Raw genomic sequence first — 16,457 nt, 5'->3', positions numbered from 1 at the left:
AAACCCGTCCCTCAACATGATACGAAAGACGATGGATGTCAATAAATCTTAGAGAAGTTCCTTACGAGAAGCCAGATACGCCTGGGCATGGCGCTCGAGAACCTCGTCCTCCACGCTGGTCAAACGTATAGCGCCAAGCGCCGCGGGCAACGGCAGCATGCTACGGTTCGAGCGCGCAAACTGCTGCCTGCGGAACTCCTCGACAAACGCGGTAGGCTCCAGGTCGAAGGCAAGTTCCTCGATGTCAAAGTCCTCCAGGCAGTCATCGACATCAAACACATAGTCGATATCGAAGTCGCAGGCATCATGTGCTAGGCGTGCCTCAAAGCGCATGCCCTCGGACAACAGCTGGTAGGCAGGAATCAGCGAAGCGGCATCTCCCAAGCAGGCGCGCAGGGTGCGTTCCCCCGTCTTGCCAAAATCGAGCGCATGGCGAGCGCTCGGGTTCGTGGCCGTCAGCACGTCCTTGCGGGCAGTCTGAGACCATTGGACGGCATTGACGAGCGCGACCTCCTCACCAGCAAGAATCTCGGGGACAGTCTCAATAAACTGATTCCAGCGCGACTTGCTGCTCGAAAGCATGGTGCCAACAAGTACCGCATAGCCGAGCTTGAGGTCCTCGGGGTCCGCTTCGCGAACAAGGTCGAGGTCACACACGACCAAGCCCGGTTCGAGACGAAACGCGATAGCGGGAAGCGCATTGGCCGACGAAGCGACGAGCGGCTTCATGGTCGTCGCGACCGTGAGCATGGCGTCGAAGGTCGTCGGCAGCAGCGCGCACTCGGTTCGGCCACACCACTGGTTGGCGCACCAGCTAACGACCGAGCAGGTCGCCGTGTCGCCGACGGCGACAACGAGATCGTCACAGGTAATGCCGTTAGCCGACAGGGCGCCAAAGACGGTATCGGCATCGGCCAGCGTGGCACCGGCAGGCGAAACCTCGAGGACGAGCAGCGACACGGCAAAGCCGGCGTCGACCAGCGCATGCTCAACGACCTCGCCAAAACGCTCTGACGTGGCGGTGTTCCAAACGACCATCGCACGCTTAGGCTTGCCCACGGCCGAGGCAAACATACGCGACAGCTCATCGAACGCGCCCAATCCGACACGGACATCGACGCTGCGGTTTTGGAAATTGATCAGTTGACGGCGAATCATAGCAGTCCACGCTCCAAAAGCATCTCGGCACAAAGGTAGGAAACGTCCTCGAAGGACTTGTTGCGAATATCAAGGGTAAGATCGGCGGCCTGACGATACAGCGGACGGCGATGCTCAAACAGGCGCGCGGCATGCTCGGGCGAGCGGAAATCGGGGCGCGTGTCGCACCGACGAATCTGGCGCAACGAGTCCTCGAAGTCGCCCTCGAGGTACACGCACGTACCCATTTCGTGCATCAGTTTAATGTTCACTGGCGTCTCGACGATGCCACCCCCGCACGATACCAGCAGGCTGCGCTCGCTTTGAAGCGAACGGAGTGCCGAGGTCTCGAGCTCGCGAAAACGATCCTCGCCCTCGGTCTCAAAAATCTCGGTAACCGACTTGCCGCATCGACGCACGACCAGGCGGTCGGTATCGATAAAACGCCGCTTGAACATGGTGCCGACGTTGCGCGCGAGCGTCGATTTGCCCGCGCCCAAAAAGCCGATAAAGAAGATATGGTCGCAGCCGTGTTTGATGTGCTGGGACATAGCGAGACCTATTCCTCGCAGGGAAGGTCGCGCAGGGCCCGGCGCTCAAAGATACGGAAGATCTGCGTGTACCACAGGTCCTGGGTTGCTTGCGGCTTGACCAGGATGGTATCGACGCCGGCAAAGTTGCCGCTCCACACGTCCGTGTAGAGCTGATCACCGATCAGCACCGCCTCATCGGCCGTGGCGCCGAGGCGCTTAAGACCCGCCTTGAGGGCAAACGGAGCCGGCTTCATAGCGTGGCTGATGGCCTCGAGCCCCAACTCGCGTGCAGAGCTCATGACCTGGTCGCGATGCCAGTTGTTGGACACCATGCACAGCTTAAAGCCTTTGGCACGGGCGGCATCGAGCCAAGCGGAAACCGCGGCGGGAACCTGCTCGGTATCGCGCGGCACCAGGGTGTTATCGCGATCGAGCAGAATGGCGCGTTTGCCGTCGGCCCACAGGGTATCAAGGTCGATGCGATCGACCGAGGCAACGTATCGTTTGGGGCTAAAAATCCTCATGCTAATTCCAAGACTGTTGATGTTCTTCGTAGGTTTGCGAGAAATACTCCTCGTCCTGTGTAATGTAGAAATACAGGTCATCGGAGTCGGTCGGCTCAAGGGTGGCCTTGAGCGCCTCGAGCGACGGAGAACAGATGGGCGTGGGCGGCAGGCCCTCGTGCTTATAGGTGTTATACGGGCTATCGCTCTGCAGGTCGTCGGCGGTAACCTCGCCGCCGGTAACATACATCATGGTCGCATCGCTGTTGAGATAACGCAGACCGTCAAGCTTACCGGCAAGGCGGTTGTAGAAGACCGAGGCCACGTGCGACCGTTGATCGGCGTTGAGACCCTCGCGCTCAACGATAGAGGCAAGGTTAACGATGTCGTAATCGGACATCTCCACACCGTAGCGCTCCTTGATCTTGGCCTCGCAGCTGGCAAAGTCAAGCGACTTGTACTCGGTCTTAAACTGATCGAGCATGGCGCGAATCACTTCATCGGCCGTCGGCGAATCGCCCAGCGAATAGGTCTTGGGGAACAAGAAGCCCTCGAGCGAATCGTTTGCAGCACCCCTAAGGAAGCTATAATCGTCCACGTAGTTGGAGGCCTTGGCCTGGTTGAGGAAGTCTTCCTTAGAGATGCTGTCGTAGGCCTGGGCCACACGGTCGGCGACTTGATCGACCGTCAAGCCCTCGGGAATCGTCAGCGCATTGGAGCCCGCGTTGGGGCCTTCCATGAGTTGCTGCACCACCTTAGTCGTATCCATGAGCGTGGTGAACGAATAAGTACCGGGCTTAAGCGACATATCGGCGTTGAGTTTTTTTACCGCCGCATAGTAATCCTTGGGATTTTCGACGATATGGTTCTCGGAGAGAATCGAGGCGATCGTATCGCCCGAAGCACCGTCGGGAATGGTCACCGTAACCTGCTGACCAGCCGTGACCTTCGAATCCTCGCCGGCAAAGAAGCCCTTGACGACTGGCACGACAAAGAAAACGATCGCGACAAGCGCAAGCACGGCGACGACGCCACCGATAATCATAGGCACCGGGGAGCTTTTCTTTTGGGCACCACGGCGGGCGTGCGTGTTATAGCTCGATCGCGTGGCCGGAGCAACGCCGTGCGAGCCATGAGCGTGATACGAATGCGATTGGGGGGCCTGCGTTCGCTGGATAGGTGCCTGCTGCTTAAAGCGGGTACCGCCTGTAGGCTGGGCTGTACGAGCAGTGGGCTGCTGACCCGTCCGCTGAGCAGGTTGGGCCGAACGAGAGGAGGGCTGCACCGGGCGCGCGGCAGGCTGAGCTGCGCGCTGTGTCGGCTGTGCCGGACGCTGGCCAGGTTGGGTAGGGCGCGGCACAGGCTGTCCCTGGCGAATCGGCTGGCGCGGATCGGAAGCGCTAGGCATGCGAGACCTCCTCGTTTTTACGATCAAGCCACGTCTGCAAAAACAGGCTAGCGGCAATCATGTCAATCTTGCCCCTCATCTGCTTTTCGTTGAGTCCCTGCTCGCGCAAGATGCGCTTGGCCTCTTGCGAGGACAGGCGCTCGTCCTCAAACTCCAGCGGAAGTTCGAGCTCGTCGGCAATCTTTTGCGCTACGGCGGCGACGCGCTCGGCCTGGGGGCCGGGCTCACCGGCCATGGTCAAGGGACGTCCGCTTACCAGGATATCGGGCTCATAGTCCTCGACCATGTAGCGAAACGTCTTGGCCATACCGGTGACCTCAGCAGCCGGAAGCACCTTGACAGGCATTGCCATCTTGCCATCACGGCTTGAGACGGCAATACCGATCCTAGTCTCCCCTATGTCCAGCGCGAGCGCGACCACAGCGACTACTTAGGTTCTTAGGCGCCGAGCGCGGTCTTGGCGGCCGCGATGGCATCGGCGATACCGGCAGCGTTCTTGCCACCGGCCTGGGCCATGTTGGGACGACCGCCACCGCGACCATCGACCAGGCCCGCGATCTGCTTGATCACGTTGCCGGCGTGGAAACCGGCCTTCACAGCGTCATCGGAGCCGGCGGCGAGCAGGGCCGGGGTGCCCTTCCCGGTAACGCTGGCAACTACGCAGGCGACGGGGCCGGCAACCTTCTGGTGCACGGTATCCCAGACGTTGCGCAGGTCTGCGGCCTCGAGACCCTGGAGCTCAGCGACGACGAGCTTGTAGCCATTCAGCTCGACAGCGCCGTCGATGGCGCTGGAAATGGCGTCGGAGGAGCCACCGGTCAGAGCCTTCTTGAGCTTGTTAGAAGTCTCGCGCAGCTCGGCCTGCAGGTTCTCCACGCGGGCGGGAACCTCGTCGACGTGGCACTTGAGCGCAGCGGCGGCAGCGTCAACGAGCGCCAGGCGGTCGGCCATGTAATCGAGAGCGCCCTTGGAGGTCACGGCCTCGATACGGCGGACGTTCGAGCCCGTGGAGGACTCGGAAATGATCTTGAACAGACCGATCTCGGCGGTATTGGCGGCATGCGTACCTCCGCAGAGCTCGCGGGAGAACGGCTGATCCTCGGCGCCCACGGAGACGACGCGGACGACGTCTCCGTACTTCTCGCCAAACAGGGCGACAGCGCCGGCGGCCTTGGCCTCATCGATGCCCATGACGCGGGTCACGACCGGCTTGGAAGCGAAAATCTGCTGGTTGACCAGGTCCTCGACAGCCTTGAGCTGCTCGGAAGACAGAGCCTCGAAGTGCGTGAAGTCAAAGCGCAGGTGCTCGGGCGTCACCAGCGAGCCGGCCTGGGAGACATGCTCGCCCAGGACCTGCTTAAGCGCAGCGTCGAGCAGGTGGGTGGCGGTGTGGTTACGGCGCAGGAAACCACGGCGCTCGGCGTCGAGCGCGGCGGTCACGGTAGCACCGACGGTCAGCGTGCCCTCGGCAACGTGCGCGACGTGAGCATACAGGCCATTGTGGTTCTTGGTGTCGGCAACAGTCAGAACAACGCCCTCGGCGGAAAGCTTGCCGGCGTCGCCCTGCTGACCACCCATCTCGGCGTAGAACGGGGTGCGGTCGAGCACGACCTCAACATTCTCGCCGGCGGCAGCGGACTCGACGGACTCGCCGTTGCGCACGATGGCGACAACCTTGGCGCCCTCAATCACATCGTTGTCGTAACCGTCGAACTCGGTCGCGGCAACCTTGTCGGAAAGCTCGACCCACACGTCGTTGAAGCTGCCCCAGGCGTCGCCCTTGGCATTGGCGCGAGCGCGGGCCTTCTGGTCCTCCATGCAGGCGGCGAAACCGCCCATGTCGACGTCATGGCCAGCAGCGCCGGCGATCTCGACGGTCAGGTCGATGGGGAAACCAAAGGTGTCGTGCAGCTTAAAGGCAACGTCGCCCGGAAGGACGGCGCCGTCGGCGAGCGCTGCCAGGGCCTCGTCAAGATAAACGCGGCCGTTGTCGAGAGTCGTGGAGAAGCGCTCCTCCTCGGAGGCAACGATACCCTTGACGAGCGAGACGTTCTTGAGCAGCTCGGGATAAGCCTCGCCCATCTGAGCGTTGACCTCGTCGATAAACTTGGTCAGGAAGGCGCCCTCGATGCCCAGCAGGCGGCCGTGGAACACGGCACGGCGGAGCAGTCGGCGCAGGACGTACTCGCGGCCCTCGTTACCGGGCAGGATGCCGTCCGAGATCATAAAGTCGACGGCACGGGAGTGGTCGGCAATGATGCGCAGGGAGCGGCTGGCGCCGGAGTAATCGTCGGCGTCATAGGTCTTGCCGCTAATCTCCTCACCGAGCTTGATGAGGTGCTGCATCAGATCGCCGTCGTAGTTGGCGGTCTTATGCTGCATGATAGCGGCCATGCGCTCCAGGCCCATGCCCGTATCGAGGTTGCGGTGCGGCAGCTCCGGCATGGAGCCGTCCTCCTGGCGGTCGTACTGGGTAAACACGAGGTTCCAGAACTCAAGGAATCGGTCGCAGTCGCAGCCGGGCTTGCAGTCGGGACTGCCGCAACCGACCTCCTCGCCCATGTCAAAGTAGATCTCGGAGCACGGACCGCAGGGGCCGGTGGGGCCAGCGGCCCAGAAGTTGTCATCCTCGCCCAGACGCGAGATGTGATCCTCGGCAACACCCAGAGAGCGCCACACGTCGTGAGTCTCGTCGTCCTCGGTAAAGACGGTGAAGTACAGGCGGTCGAGCGGCAGCTTGAACTCCTTGGTGATGAGCTCAAAGGCCCAAGCGCAAGCCTGCTGCTTGGAGACGCCGCCAAAGGAGAAGTCGCCGAGCATCTCAAAGAAGGACAGGTGACGGCCGTCCTCGCCGATGCAGTCGATGTCGTTGGTGCGGACGCACTTCTGGCAGGAGATCGCGCCGATCTCCTTCATGGTCTTCTTGCCCTGGTAGTACTCCTTAAACTGGTTCATACCGGCGTTGGCAAGCAACAGCGAAGGATCGTCGGGGACGAGGGACGAAGAAGAATAGAGCTTAAGACCGCGCTCCTCAAAGAAGTTGAGGAACTTGGAGCGAATCTCGGCCGTAGTCATTGACGGGTAGTCAGCACTCATAGAGGGAATCTCCTCGGTTTCACATCGAAACAGTTCAAACGTAACGATATTACCATCCCACCGCGCAAGTGCAAAAAGAGGGCCGGCACAATGCCGGCCCTTCAGCGAAATTGCATGTTAGCGCGTATGAATGTTGAATCGAATTACCCCGCTAGTTGTCGTCATCGTCCATGGAGCCATCGATGCCGGTTTTGGTGTCGTCGTCCGTATTGGAATCGTCATCCTTGGCGAAGGGGTTCTTGAAGAAACCGGTCGCGTCGGGCTGCAGGCCTGAGAGCTTAATCCAGGGATTATCGAGCTCGGGCTTGGGCATTGCCTGGGCCTCGGGCGCGGTCTCGTTGCCGATGAGTTCGGACTCGTAGATGAACGTATCGTCGCCAAGCGCGTCGTAGGCGGCGACCGGGTTGCCATCGGCATCGCGGTACGGCGTGCCCTTAAACACGGCGCCGTCATAGGCCACGAGCTGGCGGCCGGTCTCATTCTCGAAGTAGTACACGAAAATACCCTTGAGGGCCGCGCACAGCGGAATAGCGATAACCATGCCGATGGGACCCATGAGTGCCGAACCGATAACGAGGGCCGTAAGGCTCATGACGGGATGCACCTGCACCGAGCTCTGCATGACCTTAGGCGAAATCACGTTATCGGTGACGTTTTGTGCGACCATCGTCACGATGAGCGTCCATAACGCCAACATGGGGCTGAACATAAAGCCGAGTACCGTAGCGATTGCTGCGCTCACCCAGGGACCGACGACCGGAACCAAATGCATGATGCCGGTAAAGATAGCCATGAGCGCCGCATACGGATGGCCGATGATCATAAAACCGATAAAGGCAAGGAAGCCACCGCAGATGGACGTCACGACCATGCCGCGCATGTAGCCGCCGACCGAGCGTGAAAGGATGGCAACCATAAAGCGGTACGAGGTCTCTTTTTCCTGTCCGATGATGGTGCAGACCTCGTGGTGCATGCGGGGATAATCGCAGGCAAGCCAGTAGGCAAGCACCAGACCCAGGAAGATGACGAACAGCTGCGAGGCCGTGTTGGTAATGAGCGGAAACACACCGCGGCCGAGCTCGGCAGCGATTTGCGAGACGTACTTGGACGCTACGGTAACCAGCGAAGAAAGATTGTCGTCCAGATACTCCTTGAGCGGAGTGTTGTTGAGCGTCTTGGCGTGCGAGAGCATCTCGTTGAGATCGCCACCCGCAACACGAAGCTGCTCGGGCAGGCGGCTCAGGACTTCCATGATTTGACCGAGCAAAATAGGCGAGAGGATGCAGACGACGCCGACGAGCACGGCAACAACCACAATGAGCGCGATGAGCGAACCGAGGCCACGTCCGACGCCGTGATGTTCGAGCCAGTTGGTGATCGGGGACATCACAAAAGCAATAATGGAGCCGACGGCGAGAAACTCGATAACCGGTGCCAGGATGCCCATAAGGTTAAAGATGACAGCAGCAATAACAATGCAGCCGACAACAGCCCAAATGCGCAGCGTCATAATGCGGGTGCCGCGCAGCGCGCGATCGGTTTGCTGGGGGCGCTCACTCATGAACGAATCATCACTCCGTCGGGGTCGATCTTGTCCTGAATCTTCTTAAGCGTGCGGCGCAGCAGACGCGAAACCTGCACCTGAGAAATACCCAGCTTCTTGGCGATCTCGATCTGGGTCATGCCCTTCACGAAGCGCAGCTCGATCACCTCGCGCTCGCGCGGCGAGAAATCGCGAATGGCCTCCTCAATCACCAAGCGGTCATCGGTAAAGTCGAGTTCATTGTCCTCGTCGGCATAACGGTCGAGAATCGAAGGCGAATCGTCGGAATCAGATGTACCGGGAGCCTCGATAGGCACCGAGGTATAGGCCGAAGACGATTCCATAGCCTCGAGGACCTCGTCGACAGTCACATCTAGATACTCAGCGATCTCCTCAACCTTGGGCGAACGCTGCAGCTCGTTGGTAAGTTTGTCAGTAGCCTGGTTGACCTTGGCCGAGAGCTCCTGCAGACGACGCGGCACGCGTACGCTCCAGCCCTTGTCGCGGAAATGGCGTTTGATCTCACCCAGGATAGTGGGTGTCGCAAACGTCGTGAACTCAAGTCCGCGTTCAGGGTCAAAGCGGTCGATAGCCTTGAGCAAGCCCAGATAGCCGACCTGCAAAAGGTCATCGAGTGGCTCGCCGCGATTCTTAAATTTGTTGGCAAGAAACCTTACCAGGTTCATATGGGACATGACGAGCTGCTCGCGGGCGTCCGGATCACCGGTCTCCTTGTAGCGGCGAAACAGCTCGCGGGTTTTCTCCTTATCCCAAGCGGTCTTGCCGCTCCGGGAACGTTCGGTCATATTAGATATCCGCCTTGAGGTCGAGGGAAAGCGTCAGGGGCGCCGCGGTCTTTTCGTAGGAGTCGCACACGCTTGCAAGGATGAGCTCGGCATACACCGCAGCCTGGTCGTCTTCATCGACAGTCGCCTGATCGCCAAAGGTAAAGGTCATGCCCACGTGCGATTCGTCGACATCGAATTTGATCGAGATATCGTCGGAATCAACAGCCGTGCAGCCAAAGATGAAGGCTTCCTCGGCAGCCATGCGGATGTCCTCGATGCGATCGACAGACATGGAGCACAGGGCACCAACGTTGGCCGCCGTCATGCGCACAAGGCGAGCGAGACGCGGGTCACCAGCAACGGTAAGCGTGATGGGGCAGGTTGCTTCGCTACTCATCTCAGGACTCCTCAGAGGTCTCGGCGGGCGTATAGGTGTAATACTGAGCCGGCCTGGCTACAGACTTGTGAGCCACATCTGCGCCATCGGCGGCCTCGTCCTCGCCAATTAGGACGCGCTCGGTGGGCTGCTCGGCCTCCGCAGCGGCAGCGGCGAGCTTGCGCTCGGCGTCAGCTGCAGGTGCCTTCACCTTATTGAACAGCTTCTGCACGGCACCGGCGGCAGAATCGGTCACGCTCGACACGGCGTTGCTGGCCTCGGCCATACTGCCCGTGACCTCGGAAATGTCGCGAACGACGGCCTCAACCTCAACGAGGTTGGACGTCAGGGCGTCAACGGCGGTCTTGCTCGACTTAAGCAGCGGCTCAATCTGGGCAAGTGCCGGTGTAAGCTCGTCGACAGCGCCGTCGAGTTTTGCCACCACCGGCTGCGCCTCGGCGATAGTGTTGTTGAGGTCGGTTACGGTCTTATCGAGCGAGTCGACAACAGTGCGGGTCTTGCGCAGCGTGAGCGCGAGCTCAGCGATAGCCCACACGCCGGCAATGGCAAGCACCAGCAGGGCAATTTGAATGGGACTCATACAAGCCTCCCGGAAAAATCGAAATACAGACGCTGTTCATGGTACCCCAAAGAAGGGGAAAGATACCCAAAGGGAATGTGCGAGGTGCCAATGACCTACTTGGGCGCGTTACCGCTACGGTCACGTTCGCTTTGCTCCACACGCCACTCTTCCCAACCGCGGCCGGCAGGTTGCCAAAAGGCACCATGTTCCAGGCCGTCGGGCAAGTAGCGCTGATCGACCCAGCCTTCGGGATAATCGTGCGGATACTTGTAAACGCCGTACTCATCGCTACCAGGGCGATGGCGATCGCGTAGGTAACTGGGCACCTCGCGAAGACCACTGCTGTGGATATCGGCTAGCGCCGCATCGATCGAGGCCTCGCACGCATTGGACTTAGGCGCCAAGCACACATAGAGCGCAGCTTGTGCCAGGTTAATGCGACATTCAGGATAGCCAATAACTTCAGCAGATTTAAAGGCAGCATGCGCCACCAAAAGTGCCTGCGGATCGGCATTACCAACGTCCTCAGAAGCCTGAATCATAATGCGGCGGGCGATGAACTTAGGATCCTCGCCCGCATCGATCATGCGCGCGAGCCAATAAATGGTGGCATCGGGGTCGCTGCCGCGCATGGACTTGATGAACGCACTGATAATGTCATAGTGCATGTCGCCGTTTTTGTCATACGAAAAACCGCGACGCGGATTGGCAATCTTCACGTCATCCACGGTAATGGAATAGCGCTCCCCCGCCGCAGGCGCTGGCGTTCCCTCGGTATCGGGACGCGTGACGGCAATCTCGCTCGCAAGCTCGAGCGTCGTGAGCGCCGAGCGAGCGTCGCCGGCGGCCAGCGTGCAGATGGTCTTAACCGTATCCTCATCGGCCGAGAACTTGCCGTTCAGACCCTGCGGCGCCTCGAGCGCACGCTCGATAAGCGTGGCGATATCCTCGTCTTTGAGGTGCTCAAGCTCCACCACGCGACCACGCGAGAGCAATGCCGAGTTGACCTCAAAGTACGGATTCTCCGTCGTGGCGCCGATCATAATGACGGTACGATTCTCGACTGCATGCAACAGGGCATCCTGCTGCGACTTGGAAAAGCGATGAATCTCGTCGATAAACAGGATGGTGCGACGGTCGTAGGTATTCAGGCGCGTCTTTGCCTCGTCAATCACGCGGCGCAGATCCTTCACAGTACCCGTGACGGCGCTGACCTCGACAAACTCGCTCTTGGTATGGTTGGCGATAATGTGGGCCAGCGTCGTCTTGCCCGTACCGGCCGGCCCGTACAGAATCACACTCGACAGCACGTCGTGCTCTATCGCGGCACGCAGCCATGAGCCCTTACCGACGGCCTTTTGCTGGCCCACGTAATCATCGAGCGAATTGGGGCGCATGCGCACCGCGAGCGGCGCATTTCTAAAGGAACGCTCGCGCGTCGAGGCAGAAAAAAGGTCGTCCATAGCCATCCCGTGCATCAATCAAAATCGTTGTTGACCAACAGTATACCGAAAGGATACGAACTACCGTTCGTTAATATAGGTGCGGTGCGGAAACTTTAAACCCGGGAACAGCTTGCTCGTGAGCTCGCAGAAATAACCGTCCGTCATGCTCGCGATATAATCCACCACGGCTTGATCCTTGTCGTCCTGCCAGGCATACACGCGATCGTAGTAAGAAAGCTGCTGCTCAATGCGAGAAATGTGATGCTTAAAGATGTACGAAGACTCGTCGCCTTCGTTTATGTCCCGCAGGCAACGGCCGTAGAGCTTTTCGAAGGCCTCTCGCAGCTCCGCTTCGGAGTCGCCTTCGATGCCGCCCTTGCTATAGATCTTCTCGTAGTTCTCGCGCTTGGCCCGACGGATTTCCTCAAACAGGTCCTCGCTCATCTCGATGCGCGGCTTGCCATAGCTGTGCTCGACGATATCGATGGAAGCGTGCGTGAGGATCCAACTGTTGTAGGCACCGCCCCGGCCATCATCAAAAGCGTCGGGCGAAAGCAGGCGCGCCGCGATCGCATCCTGACGGTCACGACCGACATAGGCGAGGATGTCCGAAATGCGAACGACGCAGCCCTCGAGCGTCATGGGACGCAGGTGCTCAATAGCGCCATAGCCCGTGGCGATACAGTCCTCAACCGTCTGATCGAACTGGTCAAAGGAGCCCATATCCGACAATTCAAACACGCGCTGCTCGTACTCGCCGTTATGGCATAGCACGCCGTCGAGCGTCTGGAGCGATACGTTACGGCCATACAGGGCATCGAGCACGCGCACCGACTGCACGTTATGGAAAAAGAAGCGACCGGTACGCTCATGATAGATATCGTTGAGGAATCGCTCACCGGCATGGCCAAAGGGCGTGTGCCCCAAGTCGTGGCCCAGGCCAATCGCCTCGATCAGATCGCAATTGAGCCCCAGGGCGCGACCGATATCGCGCGCAATGCGGGACACAAGCTGCACATGCAAACCGCGACGTGACAGATCGTCATTGCTGCGAAAACTGAAGACCTGCGTTTTGCCTGCATAACGGGTGTACGCCGGAAGATGAAGTATCTTTTCGGTATCGCGCATAAACGCTGGACGCATAAGCGTACCTTTGTCGGCGACACGATCAACACGACGAATGACCTGGTCGTCGTTGCAACGATACGGACTGACATAGCCCGAAGCACGATCGGCGGCAATGCGCTCGACAAGTTCGGACGACAACGCCGAGGGAATACGGTCCATGCGCGCCTTTATGACGGCCGTTTCTTGATTAGTTGCCATGGCATGCTCCTTAAGAAGAATGCGCAATTGGTTACAATGTGCAGCCCACGACCTCGATTATGGCAAAAATCGGCACCAAAAACGGGAGCAATGGCAGGGAGCGCGATTTTGTGATGAGGCAGGAGAGGGCAAGGGCCAGGAGCGCGGCGGCAAATGCCACGATGCCACCCATAGGGTCGAGCGTGCAAAGCGCGAAGAGCGCCTTGGCATCTCCCATGCCGATGCCCGGGGTTTGGCGAAGACGACGCCAGAGGGACTCAGTCAGCACGAGAGCAAGATACATGATGACGGCTAGACCCGCGTGGTCAAGCGCTGTGCTCAAACCGAGGTCGAGCCAAACGCCCGCAAACGCCGCCACCGCGCACGCGCCGGCAAGCTCATTCGGGTACCGACGCTCGCGGGCATCAACCACCGCACCGGCAAAGGCGCAGATCCAAAATGGGATATAGAACATCATGCACCTCCATGAACAGCTGCTCAAAAGCAAAAACCACCACAAAGGTGTCTGTCCCCTTTGTGGTGGTTTTGGTGGTGGTTATTTAGCGCCTTGCATGACCTCGTCGAGGGTAACGTTGACGGCGTGCTGCGTCGGGACCCAGTCGACCTTTAGGAACAGTGCGGCCACCGTGATGGGAATATAGCTGAACATAAAGATCGGGAAGGTAAACAGGTTGGTCACCAGGCGCCACCTTTGAGCGCAGTGAATGTGCTTGTACTCAAAGATGGTCGTGAGCAGCGCCAGGATAAAGAAGGTCTGGTACATCATCGCGAAGGTCATAATGAGCGAGGCGGCACAAGCCTGCATCTCGACTTCGGTAGCCAAGAAGCCGTGTGAGAGTCCACCCACGATAAGGAACGTCGCGTTGGCTAGCATGGAAATCAGGGACAGAAGCATGCCCGGAGCGATGGTCATAAACATGTCATATGCGGCAAAGCGATGATAGCGGAAGGTCGACTTGACCAGGTGCTTACCATACGTAAAGAACACCTGGTAAAAGCCCTTGGTCCAACGCATACGCTGCTTCCAGGATGCCTTGAACGTCACGGGCTGCTCGTCAAAGAACTCCGCCGGCGCATAGCCAATGCGGATGCCGTGAATGGCGCAGAACGTGGTGAACTGGATGTCCTCGGTCAGCGTATGGAACTGCCAACCGTGCATGCCCTCGATCACGCTCGCCGAGATAAGGTAGCCCGAACCCGAAACGGCACAGGAAGTCTTGCAGATATTACGTGCGTTATTGAGGAAACGCGCCTCGCGCAGGTACCAAGTGGCGTTGGCAGCCGAGATCCACGAGCTACCAAAGTTTTTGGAGTTGCGGTAGCTTGTGACCACATGGAAGCCCTGGTCAAAGGCGTCATTCATCTTGGAGACGTAATCGCGGGAGATAACGTTGTCGGCGTCGAAAATAAAGTAGCCCTCAAAGGTATCGGGATACTCGTTAAGAATGCGGTCAAAACCAAAGTCCATGACCCAGCTCTTACCCTTACGGGCCAGGTCGTTACGCTCATAGACGATGGCGCCAGCCTCGCGAGCGAGCTGCGCCGTGTTATCGGTGCAGGCATCGGCAACCACGAAGACCTCGATAAGCTCGGACGGACAGTCCTGGTCTTTGATGGAGCGCACGAGATTGGCAATTACCGCCTCCTCGTTATGCGCCGCAATGAAGAAGGCATAGCGATGGAGCTTTTTGGCCTTGGGAGGTGCAACCTCACCGCGCAGGGCGCCAATGACAAAGAAGACGACCTGGTACAGAAAGCAGACTGTGAGCAGCGTAACCACAATCTGGTTAAAGATCACGATGGGCGTGTCGGTTTGTAAATAGGCGAGCATGCAGGCTCCCAGGAACGCGTTACGTAAACAACAGTATATTTTACCGCAGGCTAGGGGCGTTCAAGAAACCACCTAATACTGACTAGGCTTCGAGAAGACCGAGCTGAGGAACGATCTCGTCGCCGGCAGCGGTGCGACCAAGCGAGCGCGGGGCCAGGTCGTCAAGAACCGCAGCGAGATCCCACGGCAGCTCGTCGCGGCACTCAATGCGCTCCCCCGTCACGGGATGGTCGAATGAGACGCGCCAGGAATGAAGGAATTGCCTGGTCAGACCCTGATCGGCGCGTGCATCGCACTTGCCGTAGAGTGGATCGCCCACGCAGCCGTGGTTGATATGGCGCATATGCACGCGAATCTGATGTGTGCGGCCCGTAAACAGGTGGCACTCGACGAGCGTATAGCCGTCGTCAAAACGCGTGGAATCGAAGCGCTCGAGGACCTTAAAGGTCGTAATGGCCTGGCGGGCAAAGGGATCATCTGAGACTGCCATCTTGACGCGGTCACGCGTAGAGCGGGCGATACCAGTGTTGATGGTCCCCTCATCCATAGCGATATGTCCGTGAACGAGCGTGATATAGCGGCGGTCGAGCGTGCGCGTACGGATAAGATTTTGGAGCGCGCGCTGGGTGTCGTCGTCCTTGGCCGCAAGCATAAGGCCCGAAGTGTCGCGATCCAGACGATGCACGATGCCGGGGCGATCCTCGCCCTGCACGGTGCCCAGATGGTCGATACCGCAGTGATAGACCAGGGCATTCGCGAGCGTACCGCTCTCATGACCATGCGCAGGATGGCACACCAGGCCGCGCTGCTTGGAGAGCACAATGAGATAGTCATCCTCATAGCGAATGTCGAGCGGGATGGCCTCGGGTATCACGTCGGTCGGGTCGTGCGGCTCGGGCAAATCGACCGAAATACGGTCGCCGGCTCGCACGGCGTACTTTTTGGAGAGACAGGTCTCGCCGTTGACGGCAACGGCGCCGCCCTCAATCAGATGCGCGCAGGCAGAGCGTGTGGGACAGCCGTCGTTGGCACCCAGATAGGCGTCGAGACGCTGACCAGCGGAATCGTCAGCAACAAGAATATGAATGTCGGCCATTAGCGCTCATTCCTTTCGCGAATCTTGCGGGCGCGCTCCCCACGCTGCTTGGCTTTGCGTTTGGCGCGGGCCTCGTCACGAGCGTTGAGCTCGGCAGTCGCATCGACCTCACGAGCAGCAGGGCTCAAGAACATGTAGCCGATGAGCGCCAGCACGACACCGACCGTAATGCCGATATCGGCAACGTTAAAGACGGGGAAATCGATGAAGGTGGTGGCAATAAAATCGGTCACGAAGCCAAAGGTCAAACGATCGATCGCATTGCCGACGGCACCGCCCGCGACCATAGCCATACCAACGACCTCCAGGCGAGCAAGCTGAGGCACACGAACAAGATACACCGCGATGGCAATGATGACGACAAGTGCCAGCACGACAAACGCAATGCCATGACCCTCGCCCATGCTAAAGGCAGCTCCGATATTACGGACAAACAGAAAGTCAATCACGCCGGGGATAACGGTCATATGCAGAGCATCGCCCACGGCACGAACCGCAAGCTTGGTCAGCTGGTCAAGAAGCAGCACAACCAGCGCCACGCTACCAGCAACACCCAACCGCCAACGCAAAGACGGCGTCATATCCCCAGTACGACCCAAATCAATCTCCTACCCTCAAGAACATCGAATTACGTTTAACGCAAATCAATATCTTATATTGACCAGCAACGAAATAGCCGATGATTCGTTACCGACAGCGAAAACCCGCCAGAGCGAGCAAGGTGCCTTGAAACAAGGCGGCATTGACCTTCTGGTCATGCCGCCGAAGTTGAAAGGCAGATTGCCGCTCTGG

The 16,457-nt window shown here is 59.0% G+C and carries 16 protein-coding genes; all 16 read right to left on the bottom strand.

Annotated features, from left to right (window positions below):
• Positions 1-48: 48 nt before the first annotated feature.
• The 16 genes from DW029_RS04795 to lspA all read right to left on the bottom strand — a co-directional run bounded on the left by DW029_RS04795 (position 49) and on the right by lspA (position 16,264).
• The gene (locus tag DW029_RS04795; protein ID WP_118345426.1) at positions 49-1,158 is read right to left on the bottom strand and encodes a hypothetical protein; all 1,110 of its coding nucleotides are present in this window, start codon (positions 1,156-1,158) and stop codon (positions 49-51) included.
• The gene (locus tag DW029_RS04790) at positions 1,155-1,688 is read right to left on the bottom strand and encodes a shikimate kinase (RefSeq protein WP_117735064.1); all 534 of its coding nucleotides are present in this window, start codon (positions 1,686-1,688) and stop codon (positions 1,155-1,157) included. Before DW029_RS04790 ends, DW029_RS04795 begins: the two co-directional genes overlap by 4 nt.
• 8 nt (positions 1,689-1,696) lie before the next feature.
• The gene (locus DW029_RS04785) at positions 1,697-2,194 is read right to left on the bottom strand and encodes a YqeG family HAD IIIA-type phosphatase (protein WP_117646451.1); all 498 of its coding nucleotides are present in this window, start codon (positions 2,192-2,194) and stop codon (positions 1,697-1,699) included.
• A gap of 1 nt (position 2,195) precedes the next feature.
• Positions 2,196-3,581: an endolytic transglycosylase MltG gene (gene mltG, locus DW029_RS04780; protein WP_233543801.1), complete on the bottom strand. Its 1,386-nt coding sequence runs from the start codon at positions 3,579-3,581 to the stop codon at positions 2,196-2,198.
• Complete coding sequence (gene ruvX / locus DW029_RS04775; protein WP_118098524.1) at positions 3,574-4,002, bottom strand: Holliday junction resolvase RuvX; 429 nt, start codon at positions 4,000-4,002, stop codon at positions 3,574-3,576. The genes mltG and ruvX overlap by 8 nt, the downstream gene beginning before the upstream one ends.
• A 17-nt stretch (positions 4,003-4,019) precedes the next feature.
• Complete coding sequence (gene alaS / locus DW029_RS04770) at positions 4,020-6,677, bottom strand: alanine--tRNA ligase (protein WP_118345425.1); 2,658 nt, start codon at positions 6,675-6,677, stop codon at positions 4,020-4,022.
• Between the two features lie 151 nt (positions 6,678-6,828).
• On the bottom strand, positions 6,829-8,238 hold the full coding sequence (locus DW029_RS04765) for an AI-2E family transporter (RefSeq protein ID WP_118345424.1): 1,410 nt from the start codon (positions 8,236-8,238) through the stop codon (positions 6,829-6,831).
• On the bottom strand, positions 8,235-9,026 hold the full coding sequence (locus DW029_RS04760; protein ID WP_117735059.1) for an RNA polymerase sigma factor SigF: 792 nt from the start codon (positions 9,024-9,026) through the stop codon (positions 8,235-8,237). Before DW029_RS04760 ends, DW029_RS04765 begins: the two co-directional genes overlap by 4 nt.
• A 1-nt stretch (position 9,027) precedes the next feature.
• A complete protein-coding gene (locus DW029_RS04755; RefSeq protein ID WP_022094590.1) occupies positions 9,028-9,405 on the bottom strand; it encodes a hypothetical protein in 378 nt (125 codons plus the stop codon).
• Between the two features lies 1 nt (position 9,406).
• On the bottom strand, positions 9,407-9,985 hold the full coding sequence (locus DW029_RS04750; RefSeq protein ID WP_117735058.1) for a hypothetical protein: 579 nt from the start codon (positions 9,983-9,985) through the stop codon (positions 9,407-9,409).
• 95 nt (positions 9,986-10,080) lie between these two features.
• Positions 10,081-11,430 carry a replication-associated recombination protein A gene (locus DW029_RS04745; RefSeq protein ID WP_199582545.1) on the bottom strand — a complete coding sequence of 450 codons (1,350 nt, stop codon included), beginning with the start codon at positions 11,428-11,430 and terminating at the stop codon, positions 10,081-10,083.
• Between the two features lie 60 nt (positions 11,431-11,490).
• Positions 11,491-12,738: a deoxyguanosinetriphosphate triphosphohydrolase family protein gene (locus tag DW029_RS04740; protein WP_118345422.1), complete on the bottom strand. Its 1,248-nt coding sequence runs from the start codon at positions 12,736-12,738 to the stop codon at positions 11,491-11,493.
• Positions 12,739-12,769: 31 nt separating this feature from the next.
• Positions 12,770-13,195, bottom strand: coding sequence for a prepilin peptidase (locus DW029_RS04735; protein WP_118273430.1), 426 nt, complete (start codon positions 13,193-13,195; stop codon positions 12,770-12,772).
• A 78-nt stretch (positions 13,196-13,273) separates the two neighbouring features.
• A complete protein-coding gene (locus DW029_RS04730; RefSeq protein ID WP_118345421.1) occupies positions 13,274-14,569 on the bottom strand; it encodes a glycosyltransferase family 2 protein in 1,296 nt (431 codons plus the stop codon).
• Between the two features lie 82 nt (positions 14,570-14,651).
• Entirely contained in the window at positions 14,652-15,665 is a 1,014-nt protein-coding gene (locus tag DW029_RS04725; RefSeq protein WP_118345420.1) for an RluA family pseudouridine synthase, read from the bottom strand.
• Positions 15,665-16,264, bottom strand: a complete 600-nt coding sequence (lspA, locus tag DW029_RS04720; RefSeq protein ID WP_233543800.1) for a signal peptidase II — start codon at positions 16,262-16,264, stop codon at positions 15,665-15,667. Before lspA ends, DW029_RS04725 begins: the two co-directional genes overlap by 1 nt.
• Positions 16,265-16,457: the final 193 nt, after the last annotated feature.

This window comes from Collinsella sp. AF38-3AC (genome assembly GCF_003474365.1).
Lineage (GTDB): Bacteria > Actinomycetota > Coriobacteriia > Coriobacteriales > Coriobacteriaceae > Collinsella.
The sequence above is the reverse complement of the archived record's forward strand: the minus strand, read 5'-3'. Positions and strand labels throughout refer to the sequence as shown.

Bases quoted from the DNA above. Each gene is read 5' to 3' on its own strand.
- DW029_RS04795 (WP_118345426.1), bottom strand. From the start codon at position 1,158: ATGATTCGCCGTCAACTGATCAATTTCCAAAACCGCAGCGTCGATGTC.
- DW029_RS04790 (WP_117735064.1), bottom strand. From the start codon at position 1,688: ATGTCCCAGCACATCAAACACGGCTGCGACCATATCTTCTTTATCGGC.
- DW029_RS04785 (WP_117646451.1), bottom strand. From the start codon at position 2,194: ATGAGGATTTTTAGCCCCAAACGATACGTTGCCTCGGTCGATCGCATC.
- mltG (WP_233543801.1), bottom strand. From the start codon at position 3,581: ATGCCTAGCGCTTCCGATCCGCGCCAGCCGATTCGCCAGGGACAGCCT.
- alaS (WP_118345425.1), bottom strand. From the start codon at position 6,677: ATGAGTGCTGACTACCCGTCAATGACTACGGCCGAGATTCGCTCCAAG.
- DW029_RS04765 (WP_118345424.1), bottom strand. From the start codon at position 8,238: ATGAGTGAGCGCCCCCAGCAAACCGATCGCGCGCTGCGCGGCACCCGC.
- DW029_RS04760 (WP_117735059.1), bottom strand. From the start codon at position 9,026: ATGACCGAACGTTCCCGGAGCGGCAAGACCGCTTGGGATAAGGAGAAA.
- DW029_RS04755 (WP_022094590.1), bottom strand. From the start codon at position 9,405: ATGAGTAGCGAAGCAACCTGCCCCATCACGCTTACCGTTGCTGGTGAC.
- DW029_RS04750 (WP_117735058.1), bottom strand. From the start codon at position 9,985: ATGAGTCCCATTCAAATTGCCCTGCTGGTGCTTGCCATTGCCGGCGTG.
- DW029_RS04745 (WP_199582545.1), bottom strand. From the start codon at position 11,430: ATGGACGACCTTTTTTCTGCCTCGACGCGCGAGCGTTCCTTTAGAAAT.
- DW029_RS04740 (WP_118345422.1), bottom strand. From the start codon at position 12,738: ATGGCAACTAATCAAGAAACGGCCGTCATAAAGGCGCGCATGGACCGT.
- DW029_RS04735 (WP_118273430.1), bottom strand. From the start codon at position 13,195: ATGATGTTCTATATCCCATTTTGGATCTGCGCCTTTGCCGGTGCGGTG.
- DW029_RS04730 (WP_118345421.1), bottom strand. From the start codon at position 14,569: ATGCTCGCCTATTTACAAACCGACACGCCCATCGTGATCTTTAACCAG.
- DW029_RS04725 (WP_118345420.1), bottom strand. From the start codon at position 15,665: ATGGCCGACATTCATATTCTTGTTGCTGACGATTCCGCTGGTCAGCGT.